General features: G+C 68.8%; 13 protein-coding genes. 4 read left to right on the top strand and 9 right to left on the bottom strand.

What is annotated here, in order from left to right:
- The first annotated feature begins 181 nt into the window (after positions 1–181).
- Complete coding sequence (locus ACM1PE_RS17225; RefSeq protein WP_419340575.1) at positions 182–2038, top strand: ABC transporter ATP-binding protein/permease; 1857 nt, start codon at positions 182–184, stop codon at positions 2036–2038.
- Positions 2039–2056: 18 nt separating this feature from the next.
- On the opposite strand, the gene ACM1PE_RS17220 is transcribed toward ACM1PE_RS17225, so the two are convergent.
- Positions 2057–2860 carry an aspartate dehydrogenase gene (locus tag ACM1PE_RS17220; protein WP_118934605.1) on the bottom strand — a complete coding sequence of 268 codons (804 nt, stop codon included), beginning with the start codon at positions 2858–2860 and terminating at the stop codon, positions 2057–2059.
- 176 nt (positions 2861–3036) lie between these two features.
- Between ACM1PE_RS17220 and ACM1PE_RS17215 the strand changes: the two genes are divergently transcribed.
- A complete protein-coding gene (locus ACM1PE_RS17215) occupies positions 3037–3534 on the top strand; it encodes a GNAT family N-acetyltransferase (RefSeq protein WP_419340574.1) in 498 nt (165 codons plus the stop codon).
- On the opposite strand, the gene ACM1PE_RS17210 is transcribed toward ACM1PE_RS17215, so the two are convergent.
- The 4 genes from ACM1PE_RS17210 to ACM1PE_RS17195 all read right to left on the bottom strand — a co-directional run bounded on the left by ACM1PE_RS17210 (position 3507) and on the right by ACM1PE_RS17195 (position 8611).
- The gene (locus tag ACM1PE_RS17210; protein ID WP_419340573.1) at positions 3507–4463 is read right to left on the bottom strand and encodes a BMP family ABC transporter substrate-binding protein; all 957 of its coding nucleotides are present in this window, start codon (positions 4461–4463) and stop codon (positions 3507–3509) included. The two genes, ACM1PE_RS17215 and ACM1PE_RS17210, sit on opposite strands and share 28 nt — an antisense overlap.
- A complete protein-coding gene (locus ACM1PE_RS17205) occupies positions 4460–5437 on the bottom strand; it encodes a Bug family tripartite tricarboxylate transporter substrate binding protein (RefSeq protein WP_118934611.1) in 978 nt (325 codons plus the stop codon). Before ACM1PE_RS17205 ends, ACM1PE_RS17210 begins: the two co-directional genes overlap by 4 nt.
- Before the next feature lie 147 nt (positions 5438–5584).
- On the bottom strand, positions 5585–6973 hold the full coding sequence (locus tag ACM1PE_RS17200) for an amidohydrolase (protein WP_059372662.1): 1389 nt from the start codon (positions 6971–6973) through the stop codon (positions 5585–5587).
- 144 nt (positions 6974–7117) lie between these two features.
- Complete coding sequence (locus ACM1PE_RS17195; protein WP_118934613.1) at positions 7118–8611, bottom strand: MFS transporter; 1494 nt, start codon at positions 8609–8611, stop codon at positions 7118–7120.
- A gap of 143 nt (positions 8612–8754) precedes the next feature.
- Here ACM1PE_RS17195 and ACM1PE_RS17190 point away from each other — a divergent pair, with 143 nt between their 5' ends.
- The gene (locus ACM1PE_RS17190) at positions 8755–9387 is read left to right on the top strand and encodes a TetR/AcrR family transcriptional regulator (RefSeq protein ID WP_059372670.1); all 633 of its coding nucleotides are present in this window, start codon (positions 8755–8757) and stop codon (positions 9385–9387) included.
- 51 nt (positions 9388–9438) lie between these two features.
- On the opposite strand, the gene ACM1PE_RS17185 is transcribed toward ACM1PE_RS17190, so the two are convergent.
- From ACM1PE_RS17185 to ACM1PE_RS17170, 4 genes are all read right to left on the bottom strand, one after another.
- Positions 9439–10389: a Bug family tripartite tricarboxylate transporter substrate binding protein gene (locus tag ACM1PE_RS17185; protein ID WP_419340572.1), complete on the bottom strand. Its 951-nt coding sequence runs from the start codon at positions 10387–10389 to the stop codon at positions 9439–9441.
- 73 nt (positions 10390–10462) lie between these two features.
- A complete protein-coding gene (locus ACM1PE_RS17180) occupies positions 10463–11731 on the bottom strand; it encodes a carboxylesterase/lipase family protein (protein WP_419340571.1) in 1269 nt (422 codons plus the stop codon).
- A 147-nt stretch (positions 11732–11878) separates the two neighbouring features.
- Positions 11879–12829, bottom strand: a complete 951-nt coding sequence (locus ACM1PE_RS17175) for an adenosine deaminase (protein WP_059372676.1) — start codon at positions 12827–12829, stop codon at positions 11879–11881.
- A 58-nt stretch (positions 12830–12887) separates the two neighbouring features.
- Positions 12888–13823 (bottom strand): LysR family transcriptional regulator, encoded by a 936-nt coding sequence (locus ACM1PE_RS17170; RefSeq protein ID WP_280015094.1) that lies wholly within the window; start codon positions 13821–13823, stop codon positions 12888–12890.
- Positions 13824–14000: 177 nt separating this feature from the next.
- On the opposite strand from ACM1PE_RS17170, the gene ACM1PE_RS17165 reads away from it, so the two are divergent.
- Positions 14001–14708, top strand: a complete 708-nt coding sequence (locus ACM1PE_RS17165; protein ID WP_059372680.1) for a hypothetical protein — start codon at positions 14001–14003, stop codon at positions 14706–14708.
- Positions 14709–14733 lie beyond the last annotated feature (25 nt).

Here is a 14733-nt window from a genome sequence, read left to right as displayed (position 1 = left end):
TATTGCTGCTCAGGCGTCCATGATAGCCGCCGTACGCCGCCTTGCCGCGGCGCGCTGGCTGTCAGATGGCTTTCGATCACCCAGCTGCAACGCTTAAGCCTGGCTTAAAACGGTCCCCGCGCCGGAACTCGATGCGCGCGTCCCGTCTAACCAGAAACGCGTATCGGAGGGCAATCGACTCATGGACCTGAACTGGCAGCAGCAACTAGCGGAAAGCGGGTTCTGGCTGGCGCGTGCGTTCGGCATTTCGGCCATCGCGCTGATGCTGGTCGGGGGCTTGCTTGCGCGCTACACGGATTGGGGACGCAAGTTCTGGCGGCTGGCGCGGCCGTATCTCGATCCCAGGCGCAGCTGGCAGCCCCTGTTGACGCTGGCGCTGCTGTTGTTCCTGGCGATGTTCGCCGTGCGCATGACGGTGCTGTTTTCGTTCTGGTACAACGGCTTCTACAGCGCGTTGCAGGCGCTGGACCAGAGCGCGTTCTGGCGCTTTTTGGGCATCTTTTCGGTGCTGGCCTGTGTGCACGTGGTGCGTACCCTGGCCGACAGTTATGCCGGGCAGGCCTTCGACATCCGCTGGCGCGTGTGGCTCAACGACAGGCTGACCCGCGACTGGCTGGGCGCGGGCGCCTACTACCGCGGCCATTTCGTCGATGCCCCGGTCGACAACCCCGACCAGCGCATCGAACAGGACATCGCCATGTTCGTGACGGGTTCGCGCACGCTGGCGATCGGCGCGCTGAGCGCGGTCGTCTCGCTGGTGGCGTTCACGTCCATCCTCTGGGGGCTGTCCGGCGCCTTGACAGTGGCGGGGGTGGAGATTCCGCGCGCCATGGTGTTCATGGTGTACCTGTACGTCATCGTGGCAACGCTGTTCGCGTTCAAGATCGGACGCCCGCTGATCAAGCTGAACTTCCTGTCCGAGCGCCTGACGGCGAACTTCCGTTACGCGCTGGTCCGCCTGCGCGAGAACGCCGAGAACGTGGCGTTCTATCAGGGCGAGAACGTCGAGCGCGCCACCTTGTGGACGCGCTTCTCGGCCTACATCGCCAACCTGTGGGCGCGCGTGTACCGGGGGCTGAAATTCGACGGCTTCAACCTGTCGGTGAGCCAGGTGGCCGTGGTGTTCCCGTTCATCCTGCAGGCGCCGCGTTTTTTCAGCGGCGCGATCAAGCTGGGCGACGTGATCCAGACGTCGCAGGCCTTCGGGCAGGTGCAGGATTCCTTGTCGTTCTTCCGCACCTCCTACGACACCTTCGCGCAGTACCGCGCCACGCTGGACCGGCTGAATGGCTTTCTGGACGCCAACGAGGCCGCGCGCGCGCTGCCTGCGGTGCAGACGGAGAGCCTGCCGGACGGCCTGGATATCGAATCGGTGCAGGTGGCGCGCCCGGACGGCACGGTGCTGCTGCGCGACCTGAACCTGAGCTTGCGGCCGGGCCAGGCGCTACTGATCAAAGGGCCTTCGGGCAGCGGCAAGACCACCTTGCTGCGCGCGCTGGCGGGCTTGTGGCCCTATGCGCAGGGCTCGGTGCGCCGGCCGCAGGGCGCCTCCGCCCTGTTCCTGTCGCAGCGGCCCTATCTGCCCCTGGGTGATTTGCGCGGCGCGGTCGCGTATCCGGGGCTGGCACAGCCCGAGGACGATGCGCGCCTGGCCGACGCCTTGCGGCGGGTCAATCTGGGGCATCTGACCGGGCGCCTGGATGAAGTCGCGGATTGGTCGCGCATGCTTTCCATCGGCGAACAGCAGCGCGTGGCGTTCGCGCGCGTGCTTTACAACCGGCCCGCCATCGTGTTCCTGGACGAGGCCACGTCCGCTACCGACGAAGGGCTGGAGCATGCGCTGTACAGCCTGCTGCGCGAGGCGCTGCCGTCATGCATGCTGGTCAGCGTGGGGCATCGCAGGACGCTGGACGTGTTCCATACGCACAGGCTGGACCTGGATGGCGCGGGGAACTGGCGGGTGGGACCGATGGCGCGGGCGGGCGCTGCAGGTGAGCGCCTGCGCCCGGCGGACGGGCCGCAGCGGGCGGCGGCCTAGCGCCGCGCCCGCCGCGATTCAGGTACCCACGCGCAGCGGACCTGTCAGCTTGCGCAGCGCGGCGACCACGCTTTGCGCGGTGATGCGGCCGGTCTTGGGATTGGCCGAGGGGATGTTCTGGATTTCCATCGAGAACGAGGCCGAGTCGGACACGACCTCGACGCGGTGCAGATTGCGCTCGAGCGAGGGATCGGCCCAGATTTCCAGCGTGGTCTTGTCCGGGCCGATGCCGGCCAGCGACACGCTGACCGCCACGTTCAGGTTGGCCGGAAAGCCCACCGCCGCTTCCCGCGGCGAGCCGCGGAAGATCAGGCGCGGTTCGGTGATGTCCGCGATATCGATGTTGTTGTCGGTCAGGTAGGGCGCGCCCAGCAGGCCGCGCACCGGCTTGCGGGTGATCATGGTGACGGAATGGATGACGCCCTCGGCAGCCGCCGTGATGGCATCCAGGCCCAGGATGGCGCCCGAAGGCACCAGGATCTGGCCATGGTGTTGGCGGGCGAGTTCGATCAGGTCGTCATGGCGCAGCAGCGCGCCCGAGCTCAGCACCACCATCTTCTTGCCGGCGCGCAGCACGGGCTCGGCGATGTCGCGGAACACTGCGGCGGGGGCGCATTCCACGACCACGTCGCAGTGTTCGTGCAGCGCATCGATGGTGGTGTAGGCGGGCGTGGCCTGGGTCCAGGCGAAGGCCGGCGGGGCCTTGGGATCGCGCACCGCGATGGCCGCGAGCGTCAGGCCGGGCAGGCCGGCGTCCAGGGATTGCGCCACGGCCTGGCCGATGGCGCCGAAGCCGGCGATGCCGACACGGTAGCTGTTCATAAGGGTCCAGAGTAGGGCCGCGGCGCGCCGCGGGCGGTTCGGAAAGGGGCTGCACGCCGCCGCGATGACGCGGCGCCGGACTGCCGGCCACTGTAGCCACCGTGCCGGCAGGCGTCAATGCGGAATGGCGACCATGCCCGGCTACACTTTGCGCCTGAGCCTACAGGAGTCGAGGCATGCATATCCTTCCCGAAACACCAAACGACCGCGAGGCGATCTTCGCGCTGACGCAGGCTGCGTTCAAGGACAATCCCCACAGCCAGCAGACCGAAGGCTACATCACGAACGCGCTGCGCGAGGCCGGCGCGCTGACGCTGTCGCTGGTGGCGCGGGTGGACGGGCGCGTCGCGGGCCACGTCGCGTTTTCTCCGGTGGCGATCAGCGACGGCTCGGCGGACTGGTACGGTCTGGGGCCGGTCGCGGTGCTGCCGGAACTGCAAGGCCGGGGCATAGGCGCGGCCTTGATCCGGGACGGCCTGGCGCGCCTTGAGGCGCTGGGCGCGGCGGGCTGCGTGGTGATGGGCGATCCGGCGTACTACACGCGATTCGGTTTTGCGCAGACGCCCGCGCTGACCTATCCCGGGGTGCCGCCCGAGTACTTCATGGCGCAGGTCTACACGCGCCCGGCGCAAGGAGACGTGGCCTATCACAAGGCGTTCGAAGCGACCGCGTAGCGGGCAGGGGGCGGCGCGGGCAGCGTGAATTCCGGCCCGCTGTAGTCAGAGGCGATGTCCAGCGCTCCCGCTGCGAGCCGCCCCGCCCATTCATCCAGGACGCGGCGTTCTTCCGCGCCGACCTTCGCGCCCAGCACCAGCCGCAGCGACGCGGCTTCCTCCAGGCCGTAACGGGTCACGCGGCCCACCGCCAGCGCGCCCGCGGCATGGTCCGCGGCGGCGCGCTGCACGCACAGTCCCGAATCGGCCAGCGCCGATGCCAGATAGACCTGCGGGTCGCGCGCCACCCAGTCCAGCACATTGCCGATCTGCCACACGCCCGTTTCGCGGCACACGCGCGTCACGCCGTCGCGGCCGCCGTCCATCATGGCGAACAGCACGCGCGCGTCTCGGGCGGACAGCGCGCGGGCCCAGGCCGCGCCCAGCGCCGGATCGTGCTGGTTGCCGCAGAAGGCGGTCAGCGGATCCCGGCCCGTGACGCGCCGCACGCCATCGGCATAGGCGGCGCGGCCTTTCAGGCCGGGCCGCACTTTTTCGCCGGACAGATGGGCGGCCCGCCCGTTGGCCGCGCGCAGGCCCGCCAACACGCCGGCCAGAAAAGCCGAGTGCTCCTGCTGGATCTCGTATGACGCGACGTTGGCCGCGGTGTGGTGCCCCTGGGTGATGGCGAATTGCGTGCGCGGGTAGCGCGGCGCCACCTCGGCCACGGGGGCATCGCCCTGGCCGCCATGCACGATGACCAGCTCCGGGCCGACGTCGCACAGTTGCGCGATGCGCCCGGCGCGCGCGGCGGAGTCGTGGTCGGAGATCCATTCCAGCTGCAAGGGCTGGCCCGCTTGCGCGGCGCGCTCCGCGCCACGGACGGCCGCTTCGTTGAAGCCGCCGCGGCCCGGATGGCCGAACAGCACAAGCATGCGGCGGGCGCTCATAGGCTGGCTCCCGTGGAACGCACCACCGGTCCCCAGGCTTCGGCCTGACGACGGACGAAATCGGTGAACTCGGCGGGGGATTTTTGCGATAGGACGAAGCCCTGTCCTTCCAGCCTGGCGCGGATGTCGGCGCTGGCCAGCGTCTGCGCGATGGCGTCGTTCAAGCGCTGCGAGACCGCCGTGGGCAGGCCGGCGGGTCCGGACAGTCCGACGAAGTTCTCGGCGATCAGGCCCGGATAGCCCAGCTCGCCCACAGCGGGGATGTCGGGCGCCTGCGGCACCGGCTTGCCGGTGGTGACCGCCAGCAGGCGTAGTTGGCCGGACCGCAGGAACGGCAGGTTCTGCGGCAGCGCATCCACCGCGAAGCGGATCTGACCGCCCAGCAGATCGTTGCGCATCGCGCCCGAGCCCTTGTACGGAATGTGCTGCAGGCGCGCGCCGGTTTGCCGCGAATACAGCTCACCCACGATCTGGCCCACCGATGCCAGTCCGCCACTGCCGTACTGCACCGGCTGGTCCTGCGCGCGGATCCAGGCGGTCAGCTCCGCGAAGCTGGACACCGGCACGGAAGGATGGACCACGAACACGGCGGGCACCGCGCCCAGGTAGGCGATGTGGTCGAAGCTGGCGAGCGCGTCGTATCCGCCTTGCGGCATCAGGGCGGGCGAAATGGACAGCGGCGCCGAGTTCGACATCAGCAGCGTGTAGCCGTCGTTGGGCGCTTGCGCGACCAGGCTCGCGCCTATGGTCGAGCCCGCGCCGGGCCTGTTTTCGATGACGATGGGCTGGCCCAGCCGTTCGGCCAGCGCGGGCGCGATGAGGCGCGCGGCGATGTCGCTGGCGCCGCCGGGCGGGAAGGTGACGACGAGCCGGATCGGACGCTCGGGCCAGGCGGCTGCGCGCGCGATGCGCGGCCGCGCCAATGGCAGCGCCAGTGCGCCGGCAAGCATGAAGGTTCGACGGGAGATCGGCATGGCGTGGCTTCTACATGGCTGCCGCGGGGCGGCAAAGGGGCGTACTGTAGAAAGCCAGGCCGGGCCTGACAAAGAATTTGTAGCCGTTTGCTTATGCCCGCCGCATCGCGCGGCGGGCATTTTTCAAACGCGCGCGGGGAGCGCGGATCAGCTGCCTTTCTGCGCCTGCGCCATGTAGTCCACGGTCAGGTTCGACAACGCGCGCACGCCGTTGATGAGGCCGGACTCATCGACGTAGAAGCGCGGCGAATGGTTCGGTGCAGCCTTCTCGACATCGGTGCCCTTGGGCGTTACGCCCAGGTAGAAGAACATGCCCGGCACCTTCTCCTGATAGAACGAGAAGTCCTCCGACGCGGTCGACTTGGGCTGCAGCCCGTAGTTGCCTTCTCCCGCCACGCGCCGCAGCGTCGGGCCCATCTGCTCGGTCAGCGCGGGATTGTTGACGGTGGCGTTGTACAGCTCCACCACGCGCACGTCCGCCTTGGCGCCCGCGCTCTGCGCGATCATGTCGGCGGTACGCGCGATGCGTTGATGTATGTCCTTCTTCATGCCTTCGTCATAGGTGCGGATGGTGCCGGTCATGGCCACGTTGTCCGGCACGATGTTCATGCGGTTGCCGCCGTGGATGGCGCCCACGGTGATGACGGCCGGCTCCAGCATGCTGTTGATCTGGCGGCTGGGGATGGTCTGCAGGCCCAGGATGATCTGCGAACTGACCACGATGGGATCGATGCCGGACCAGGGCCGCGCGCCGTGCGTCTGCTTGCCGGTGACGTCGATCCAGAACTGGTCGGCGGCGGCCATGGCGGGGCCGCTGCGCCAGCTGAGCTTGCCGGCGGGATAGGCGCTGGACACGTGCAGGCCGAAGATGGCGTCCACCTTGGGATTCTCCAGCACGCCTTCCTGCACCATCATCTTGGCGCCCCAGATCTTCTTGCCGTCGGGCTCGAAGTCGGCGGGGCTTTCCTCCGCGGGCTGGAAGATGAATTTCACGCTGCCGGGAAGCTCGTCTTTCATGCCGGCCAGCACTTCGGCCGTGGCCATCAGGATGGCGGTGTGGGTGTCGTGGCCGCAGGCATGCATCACGTCCACTTCCTTGCCCAGGTAGGTGCCCTTTGCCTTGGACGCAAAGGGCAGGTCTACCTGTTCCTTGACGGGCAGCGCGTCCATGTCGGCGCGCAGCGCCACCACCGGACCGGGCTTGCCGCCCTTGAGCACGGCGACCACGCCGGTGCCGGCGACGCCGGTTTTCACTTCCATGCCCAGCGCGCGCAGATGGTCGGCGACCAGCTTGGCGGTGCGGTTTTCCTGGTTGCCCAGTTCGGGGTGTTCGTGGATATCGCGGCGCCAGGCGATGAGCTTGTCTTCGATGGCCTTGGCGCGTTGATCGATCTGCGCGGCCAATGCCGGATTGGGCGCGGGGACCAGCGGGCCTTGCGTGCCGGGCGCGCTTTGCGCGGCGGCCGGACCCGCCATCAGCAGGTGGGCGGCGAGCGCCAGCGGGGCCAGGCGGAACAGGGGTTTGCGGTAAGGCATGCTTTGCTCTCCTCGTGGTTGTTAACCTGTTATTGGACGAGGATCTTACCGAAGCGCAAGACGGCGCGAGCGTTTGTTACCAACGCTTAAAAACAGGCTGTTTTGATTCCGGCCGATGGAATTCCGCGCGCCGGAATCCGGAGGTCATGCGGCGTGCAGGACGTTCTTTGCGCCGCGTGCCAGGAACAGCAGCAACAGTGCCGCCAGCAGCGAGGCGACGCCTGCGAAAAGCATGGCGGCATGGAAGCCGCCGGCCAGCGCCGCGGCGGCCAGCTCGGCCGCATTGGCGGGCTGCGCGGGCAGTTCATGCAGGGTGATGGCGGCGCGCGCCAGGGCTTGCGCATCGGGCGCGCCCAGCCGAGACAGCGAGCCCGTCAGCGCCTCGATGGCGCGTCCGCTCATCAGCGCGCCCAAGAGCGCGATGCCTATCGTCATGCCGGTCTGGCGCAGCGCGTTCATGGTGGCCGAGGCCATGCCGGAACGCTCGCGCGGCACCGTGGCCATCACGGCCATGCTGGTCGAAGGCACGGCCAGGCCGGTGCCCAGGCCCAGCAGCACCAACAGCGAACCTGACACGAGATAAGGCGTGTGCGCTTCGAAGCGCGTCATGCCCAGCATGGCCAGGCCGATGAAGGCGAAGCCCGCGATCATCAGGCGCGGCAGGCCGAAGCGCAGGTTGAGCCGGCCGAAGACCAGCGACACCAGCCCGGCCGCCGCGAACTGCGGCGCCAGTTGCCAGCCGGTGGCCAGCGGCGACAGTCCCTGCACGTGTTGCAGGTAGAGCGAAAAGAAGAACAGGCTGCTGTAGGCGGAAAAGCCCAGCACGAAGGACGCGAAGTTGGTGATGGCGAAGCCCGCGTCGCGGAACAGCCCCAGCGGCAGGATGGGCCGCGCGGCGCGGTGCTCGACCCACAGAAAGGCGAGCAGCCCGGCGGCGGCAATGGCGAGCGCGACCGTGGCTTCTGGCGCAGCCCAGCCATGTTCGCCGGCGGCGATCAGACCATAGGTCAGCGCGCCCAGCCACAGCACGCTGAGCGCCTGGCCGGCGGGGTCGAAGGCCGCGTGTTCGGGATGGGCGCTTTCCGTGATGCTCCAGGCGCCCAGCGCTATGGCCAGCGCGCCCACCGGCAGGTTGATGAGGAAGATGCTCTGCCAGTTGAAGTGAGCGACCAGCACGCCGCCCAGCATGGGTCCCACGATGAGCGAAATCGCGTTGCACGAGGCCCATATGCCGATGGCCTGGGCGCGTTCCTTGGGATCGGGAAAGGCCTGGGTCAGGAGCGACAGCGCGCCCGGCACCAGCAGGGCGCCGGCCACGCCCTGCACGGCGCGGCCGATCAGCAGCGCCGTCAGGTTGTCCGCCAGGCCGCACAGCGCGGAGCCCGCGGTGAACAGCAGCACGCCCGCCAGCCAGGAGCGCTTGCGTCCATAACGGTCGCCCAAAGGCCCGGCGGACAGCATGAAGGCCGACAGGAACAGGGCGTAGGCGTCCACCACCCATTGCAGTCCGGCCATGTCGATGCGCAGGGCCGCCTGCATGGTGGGCAGCGCCACGTTGACGATGCTGATGTCCAGGATGGTGATGAAACTGCCCAGGTTGACGGCAAGGACCAGGGCGCGGCGGCGTGCGGGATGCATGGCGGGACGCAGAGTGGGGGAAGGGGTATTCTATGCATCGACCGACCGTCGGTCAATGAAAAGAAGAACGATTCTCAGCTTTTGGCCCCAGCCCTGCGCCTCCTCTACACTGGCGCCTTGCTGCTGAACTGACCCTGGACGATATGCCCGCTGTTCCCGCCGACCCGCTTTCCCCGCCTGGCCCGGACGCCGCTTCCAAGCCCCGCACCAAGCCGGCCGCCGTGCGGCTGGATGAGTTGATGGAGGCCGCGCAAGCGCTCTTCATCCAGAAGGGCGTCGAGGCCACCACCATCAGCGAGATCGTCGAGCGCGCCGGCGTGGCCAAGGGCACCTTCTATCACTACTTCACGTCCAAGAACGACATGCTGGCGGCGCTGCGGGCCAAGTTCTCGCAGGGGTTCCTGGACCATATCGACCGCGAGGTGCGGGCCTGTGCGCCGGACGACGGCGTGGCGCGGCTGCGCGCCTGGACCCGCGCTGGCGTCGAGGCCTACTTCGACGGCTACGAACTGCATGACGTGGTGTTCCACGATGCCCAGCATCCCGACCGCGGTGTGGCCGAAAAGAGCGCCGTACTGGAACAGCTGGAAGCGATACTCGAGGCCGGCGCGCGCGCAGGCTGCTGGAAGCTGGACGACGCGGCGCTGGCCGCCATCGTCCTGTACCACGGCATGCATGGCGCGGTGGACGCTGCCATCGCGCAGGGCCGGCGGGACGCGCAAGCGCTGTCCGGCCCCTTGTCGGCGATGTTCCTGCGCACGCTGGGCGCGGGCTGAGGCACGCGGCCTGAAGGGCGCGGCGGTAAACCCGCGCCGCTGCAAGCGCCGCTATTGCAGCTTGATGCCCAGCTCCTTGATCAGCGGTCCCATGTCGGCGCGGTCGGCCTCGATGGTCGCGGCCAGTTCCTCTGGCGTGCTGCCGATGGGAATCATGCCCAGGGTTTCCATTTGCGCGCGCATCGCGGGTTCCTTCAGGATGTCCGCCACCGATTTCTGGATCAGCGCCACGCGGTCGTCCGGAATGCCCGCCGGCGCCATCAGCCCGATCCAGGGCTGCGGCGCGTAGTCCTTCAAGCCGGATTCCTTCAGCGTGGGCGTATCGGGCAGGCCGCCGAAGCGTTCCGGACTGGTGATCGCGAGCGCGCGCAGCCGGCCGCTGTCGATCAGGCCCTTGGAACTCGAAGGCGCGTCCAGGCCCACGTCGAGCTGGCCGCCGATCAAGTCGTTCTGCGTCTTGCCCGACGAGGACGAGGGCACGTACAAGGCCTTGATGCCGGCGCGGCGCGCCGTCTGTTCCCAGACCAGATGGAACGCCGTGCCGATGGAGAACGAACCTACGCTGAGATTGCGCGCCTTGCTTTCGCGCACGAAGTCTTCCCAGGTCTTGAGCGGGCTGTCCTTGGGTACGATGAAGATGAAGGGCGTGCGCGCCACCAGCGAGATCGGCTTGAGGTCCTTTTGCGTGTCGAACGGCAGGCTGTCCACGGCGAAGGGCACGATGGTGACGGACGAGGCCACCACCATGCCCAGCGTGTAGCCGTCGGGCGCGGACTTGACCAGCGCGCCGGTGCTGATGATGCCGGACGCGCCGGGCTTGTTCTCCACCACCACGGGCTGGCCCCAGGCGGCGCCCAGTTTGCTGGCCAGCACGCGCAGCATGACGTCCACGGGGCCGCCGGGCGGGTTGGACACGATGATCTTGACGGGCTTGTCGGGATAGGCGGCGGTGGCCGCCAGCGGCGCCAGCAGCGCCAGCGTGAGCGCGGTTTGCTTGAACATGGAATTCCCCTTGTTTTGGTGTGTTTGATGCGCGGGCGGCATCCGCCCGCGGCCCCGCACGTGCCGTCCCGGCCTAGGCCAGGATCTGCATGTGCGGCGCCGCCGGCCAGCCTGGCGCGTCGCCGCGGATGAACGCGATCCATGCCTGCTGCGTGGCGCGTGCAAGCTGGCGCGCCTGTTCCGCGGGCAGGCCGGCGAGCATGGGCGCGCTGGCGTACGCCGGCAACGTGTCGAAGACGAAGGGCAGTTCGATGCAATGGCAGGCGCCGAAGTTCGCCGTGGGCGCCACGTCGAACCGCGCCAGCCAGGCTTGGCGGCCTTGGGCCGCGGCGTCGGCGGCCCACTGGCGCGAGGGCGCGCCGAATACCTCGTCGCCCAGGTCCTGGTCGGCGGCGCTGCGGCCATTGCCCGGAAAGGCGGCCATTTCGTCGCGCGTGTAGCAGACCAGCACGTCGGCGCGGGACGACGCCCGCTTGAGCGCGGGCGCGATGTCATGTGGCAGCACCTGGCCGTCGAGCACCGGCGCGAACTGGCTGCGGCTGCTGCCCTCGGCGCGCAGCGTTTCGGCGACGTCGGGCGCCTGCTGCGCCGCCAGCAAGGCCGCCACGGGCAGCTCGCGCGCGGCTTCCAGGGAATCGGCTCCCGCGGCGCGCAGGAAGGCCTGTCCCAGCGCATCGGCCTGCTTTGCGCTGCGAAACCCCCGGCCCAGCGCCGCGCTTTGCAGGATGGCACGGGAGAAGCGCGGCTGGCGCGCCAGCATGGCGCAGATCGAGGACGCGCCCGCCGACTGGCCCATGACGGTGACTTGTCCGGGATCGCCGCCCAGGTCCTGGATGTTGGCCAGCACCCAATCGATGGCGGCCTCCTGGTCCAGCAGGCCCGAATTGGCCGTCTGGCCGGGTACGTACAGCCAGCCCAGCGCGGCCAGCCGGTAGTTGACCGCGACCACCACCACGTCGCCGCGCTGCGCGAGGTTGGCGCCGTCATACCAGTCCAGCGCGCCGCCGCCGCTTTGCCAGGCGCCGCCGTGCAGCCACACGACCACCGGCCGCCGCTTGCCGTCGGCGGCGGGCGTCCACACGGTCAGGTGCAGGCAGTCCTCGGATTGTTCGGCGTCGAAGTCGCCCATGGCGCCGCGCAGGCGCGAGGGCAGTTGCGGCGCGACCGGTCCCGGCCGGGTGGCGTCCAGCCTGCCGCGCCAAGCGGCCGGCTGCGGCGGTGCGAAACGCAGCGCGCCGATCGGCGCCTGCGCATAGGGAATGGCGCTGTAGCGGCACACGCCGCCTTCCAGCACGCCGGTCAGCGTGCCTGCCTGCAGCGACGCTTCCACGAACTGACTCATATCCTGCCCCCTGTTTCTGGTCTGTGGCCCGGCCGCGGCAGGCGCCGCGGCGGTCGGACTATGGTAGGGAGGAATGGGCCGCGCCAGGCATGCAGGTTTTGAACATTGCCATGCGCAATCCGCATGGCTGGCGGCGGGGCGCGCCGGCTACTTGAGGATGCGCGCGTCCAGGCTGTTGTCCGCCAGGGCCTGGGCCTGCGCCCGCGACATACCCAGATGCTCGTACAGCGCGTGGAAGTTCTCGTTGACGTAGCCGCCGAAATACGCGGGATCGTCGGAGTTCACGGTGACCTTCACGCCCGCGTCCAGCAGCGACAGGATGTTGTGGTCGCGCATGTGCTGGAACACGCGCAGCCGGGTGTTGGACAGCGGACAGACCGTCAGCGGGATCTGCTCGTCGATCAGGCGTCCGATCAGCTTGGGGTCTTCGGCGGCGCGCACGCCGTGGTCGATGCGCAGCACCTTCAACAGGTCCAGCGCTTCCCAGATGTATTCCGGCGGGCCTTCCTCGCCGGCGTGCGCGACGCCTGGCAGTCCTTCGGCGCGGGCGCGGTCGAACACGCGCTGGAAGAGGCGCGGCGGAAAACCCATTTCGCTGCTGTCCAGGCCCACGGCGATGAAGGCGTCGCGGTGGGGCAGGGCGGCTTCCAGCGTGCGCATGGCCTGCTCTTCGGGCAGATGGCGCAGAAAGCTCAGGATCAGTCCGCTGTTCACGCCCAGTTGCTTGCGGCCATCTTCGAGCGCCTGGCTGATGCCGGCCAGCACAGCCTCGAAGGGCACGCCGCGGTCGGTATGGGTCTGCGGGTCGAAGAACGGCTCGGTATGCACCACGTTCTGCTCGCGGCACTTGAGCAGATAGGCCCAGGTCAGGTCGTAGAAATCCTGCTCGGTGCGCAGCACGTCCGCGCCGCGGTAGTAGAGGTCCAGGAATTCCTGGAGATTGCCGTAGTCGTAGGCGGCGCGCAGGGACTCGATGTCCGGCCACGGCAGCGCCACGCCGTTGCGCTGCGCCAGCCGGAACAGCAGCTCGGGTTCGAGCGAACCTTCCAGGTGCAGGTGCAATTCCGCCTTGGGCAGTGCGTTGAGCCAGTCGTACATGGGTGCTCCGATCAAAAAGTGTTGCCTGTCCAGAATAACGCGCAACGCGCCGCCAGGCTCAGGCCGTCAATGCGACCGCGTCGGCCTGGATGGCGAGCTGGAGCTGGGCGGCGAAGGCGCGCGCCTGCCGTGTGCTGGGACGGTCGCGGCGCCAGATGGCGGCCAGCGGCGATTTGCGCAGGACCGGCCTGTCGGCCAGGACTACAAGCTCGCCGCGCGCCTGCCGGATAGCGGCCACGCTGCCGGGCAGCATCCACAGGTACAGGCCGTCCAGCAGCATTTCGCGGCCGAATTCCAGCGACAGGGCGCCGATCATATCCGGAATCGCCAAGCCGGCCTGGCGCAGCGACATTTCCAGTTCGCCGCGGATGCGGCTGCCGGGCAGGGCGGTGATCCAGGGATAGGCCACGTAGTCGGCCAGCGTGGCGCCAGGCTGGCCGGCCAGCGGATGATGCGTGGCGCAGGCCAGCACCACGGGATCCTCCAGCAGCGTGGTGGAGCGATAGATCTGCGGATTGACGGTGGACGAGAAGCGGCTGATCAGCACGTCCAGCGCGCCGGCGTCCAGGTCCTCGATCAGCCGTTCATGCGTGCCGATCTCGATGGTGAGCGTGATGCGCGGATAGGCTTGGCGGTAGGCGCGCGCGGCTTCGGCCACCGGCCAGCCCGCGAACATCGAAAAACAGCCTACGGTCAGGCTGCCTTCGTCGCCGCGCGAGACCGCGGCGAGATCGATCTCGGCCTTGCGGAAGTCGGTGAGCAGCAGGCGGGCATGGCGGCACATGGTTTCGCCCAGCGGCGTGCAGGTGGTGCCCTTGGCAGTGCGTTCGAACAGCCGCGCGCCCACCAGTTCTTCGATCTCGGCGATGGCGCGCGACAGACCCGACTGCGTGCTGTGCAATTGCGCGGCGGCCTTGGACAGGTTGCCCAATTCGGCGACGGTCAGCACGATTTCCAGATGCCGGATGCGGAGCTTGCCTCGGAACGGTGTCATGGCGCGGGTCGGAAGGGAGATGCCGATTATTCTCTCCCGGCGCGTGCTTGGCAACGCGGGGCGGGTTTGGGCCGCGCAGGTTTCGGCCGGCCGGGTTTCGGATATAGTTCGCGCCAGACCGATAGTCGGAGGCGCCGCCTGGGCCAGCGCGACGGCCGGCAAGAGCAGAGGGCAGGCATGAAGACAGCGGTGCGTGGCGCGTGGAGAGTGGGCAGGCTTGCAGCGGCGGCGCTGGCTGCGCTGGCCTTGAGCGGCTGCGGCGCATCCCGGGTCGATGGCGTGTCCGTTGCCTGGCCTCCCTTTCGAGACGGGACGCTTGCGGCGTTGCCAACGGATCCGGCCCAATGCCCGGATCTGGCCGGCGTCTATCGGGCGCAAGGCGAGTTCGTGTCTGGCGACCGCGAGGCCGGCGCATCCATGGACCTGCGCAATTTCCTGCAATATCCCCTGGACCTACCGGGCATGGGCGACAACCCGTTGCCGGAATGGCGCTCCGGGCCCGAGGCCACCGTGGCTTTCACGGCCGCCGCGGACGGATGGGAGATATTGGCGCTGGACGGACAGGGCGCGCGCGCTTCCGGCCGCCTGCCGCAGTTGAACGGTATGCAGGATCCTGCCGCCCTGCCTGGCGCGGCCCGGCCCTCCAGGCCGGACGGCATCCGGCGCCTAGGCGGTTGCACGCAGGGCCGGCTGTGGATCAGCGTGCGGCACGACTGGCGCCAGTACGAGTCCATGGGAGTGCGGCGCCACGTGGCGCTGCTGCGGCCCCAGGCAGGAGGCCTGCTGGTGACCGTGCAGCGTGAATCCGACACCATCGGCCTGCTGCCTTGGTATTCGAATGACGGCAGCGTGTACCAGTATTGGTTCGCGCCCGCGGGCCGCTGAGCGCGGACCCGGCAACTTTCGCGCG

It is taken from the genome of Achromobacter sp. PD1 (assembly GCF_048541815.1).
Classification (GTDB): Bacteria; Pseudomonadota; Gammaproteobacteria; order Burkholderiales; family Burkholderiaceae_B; genus Achromobacter; species Achromobacter bronchisepticus_A.
Note: the sequence above shows the minus strand (reverse complement) of the source record. Positions and strands in the feature narration are given on the sequence as shown.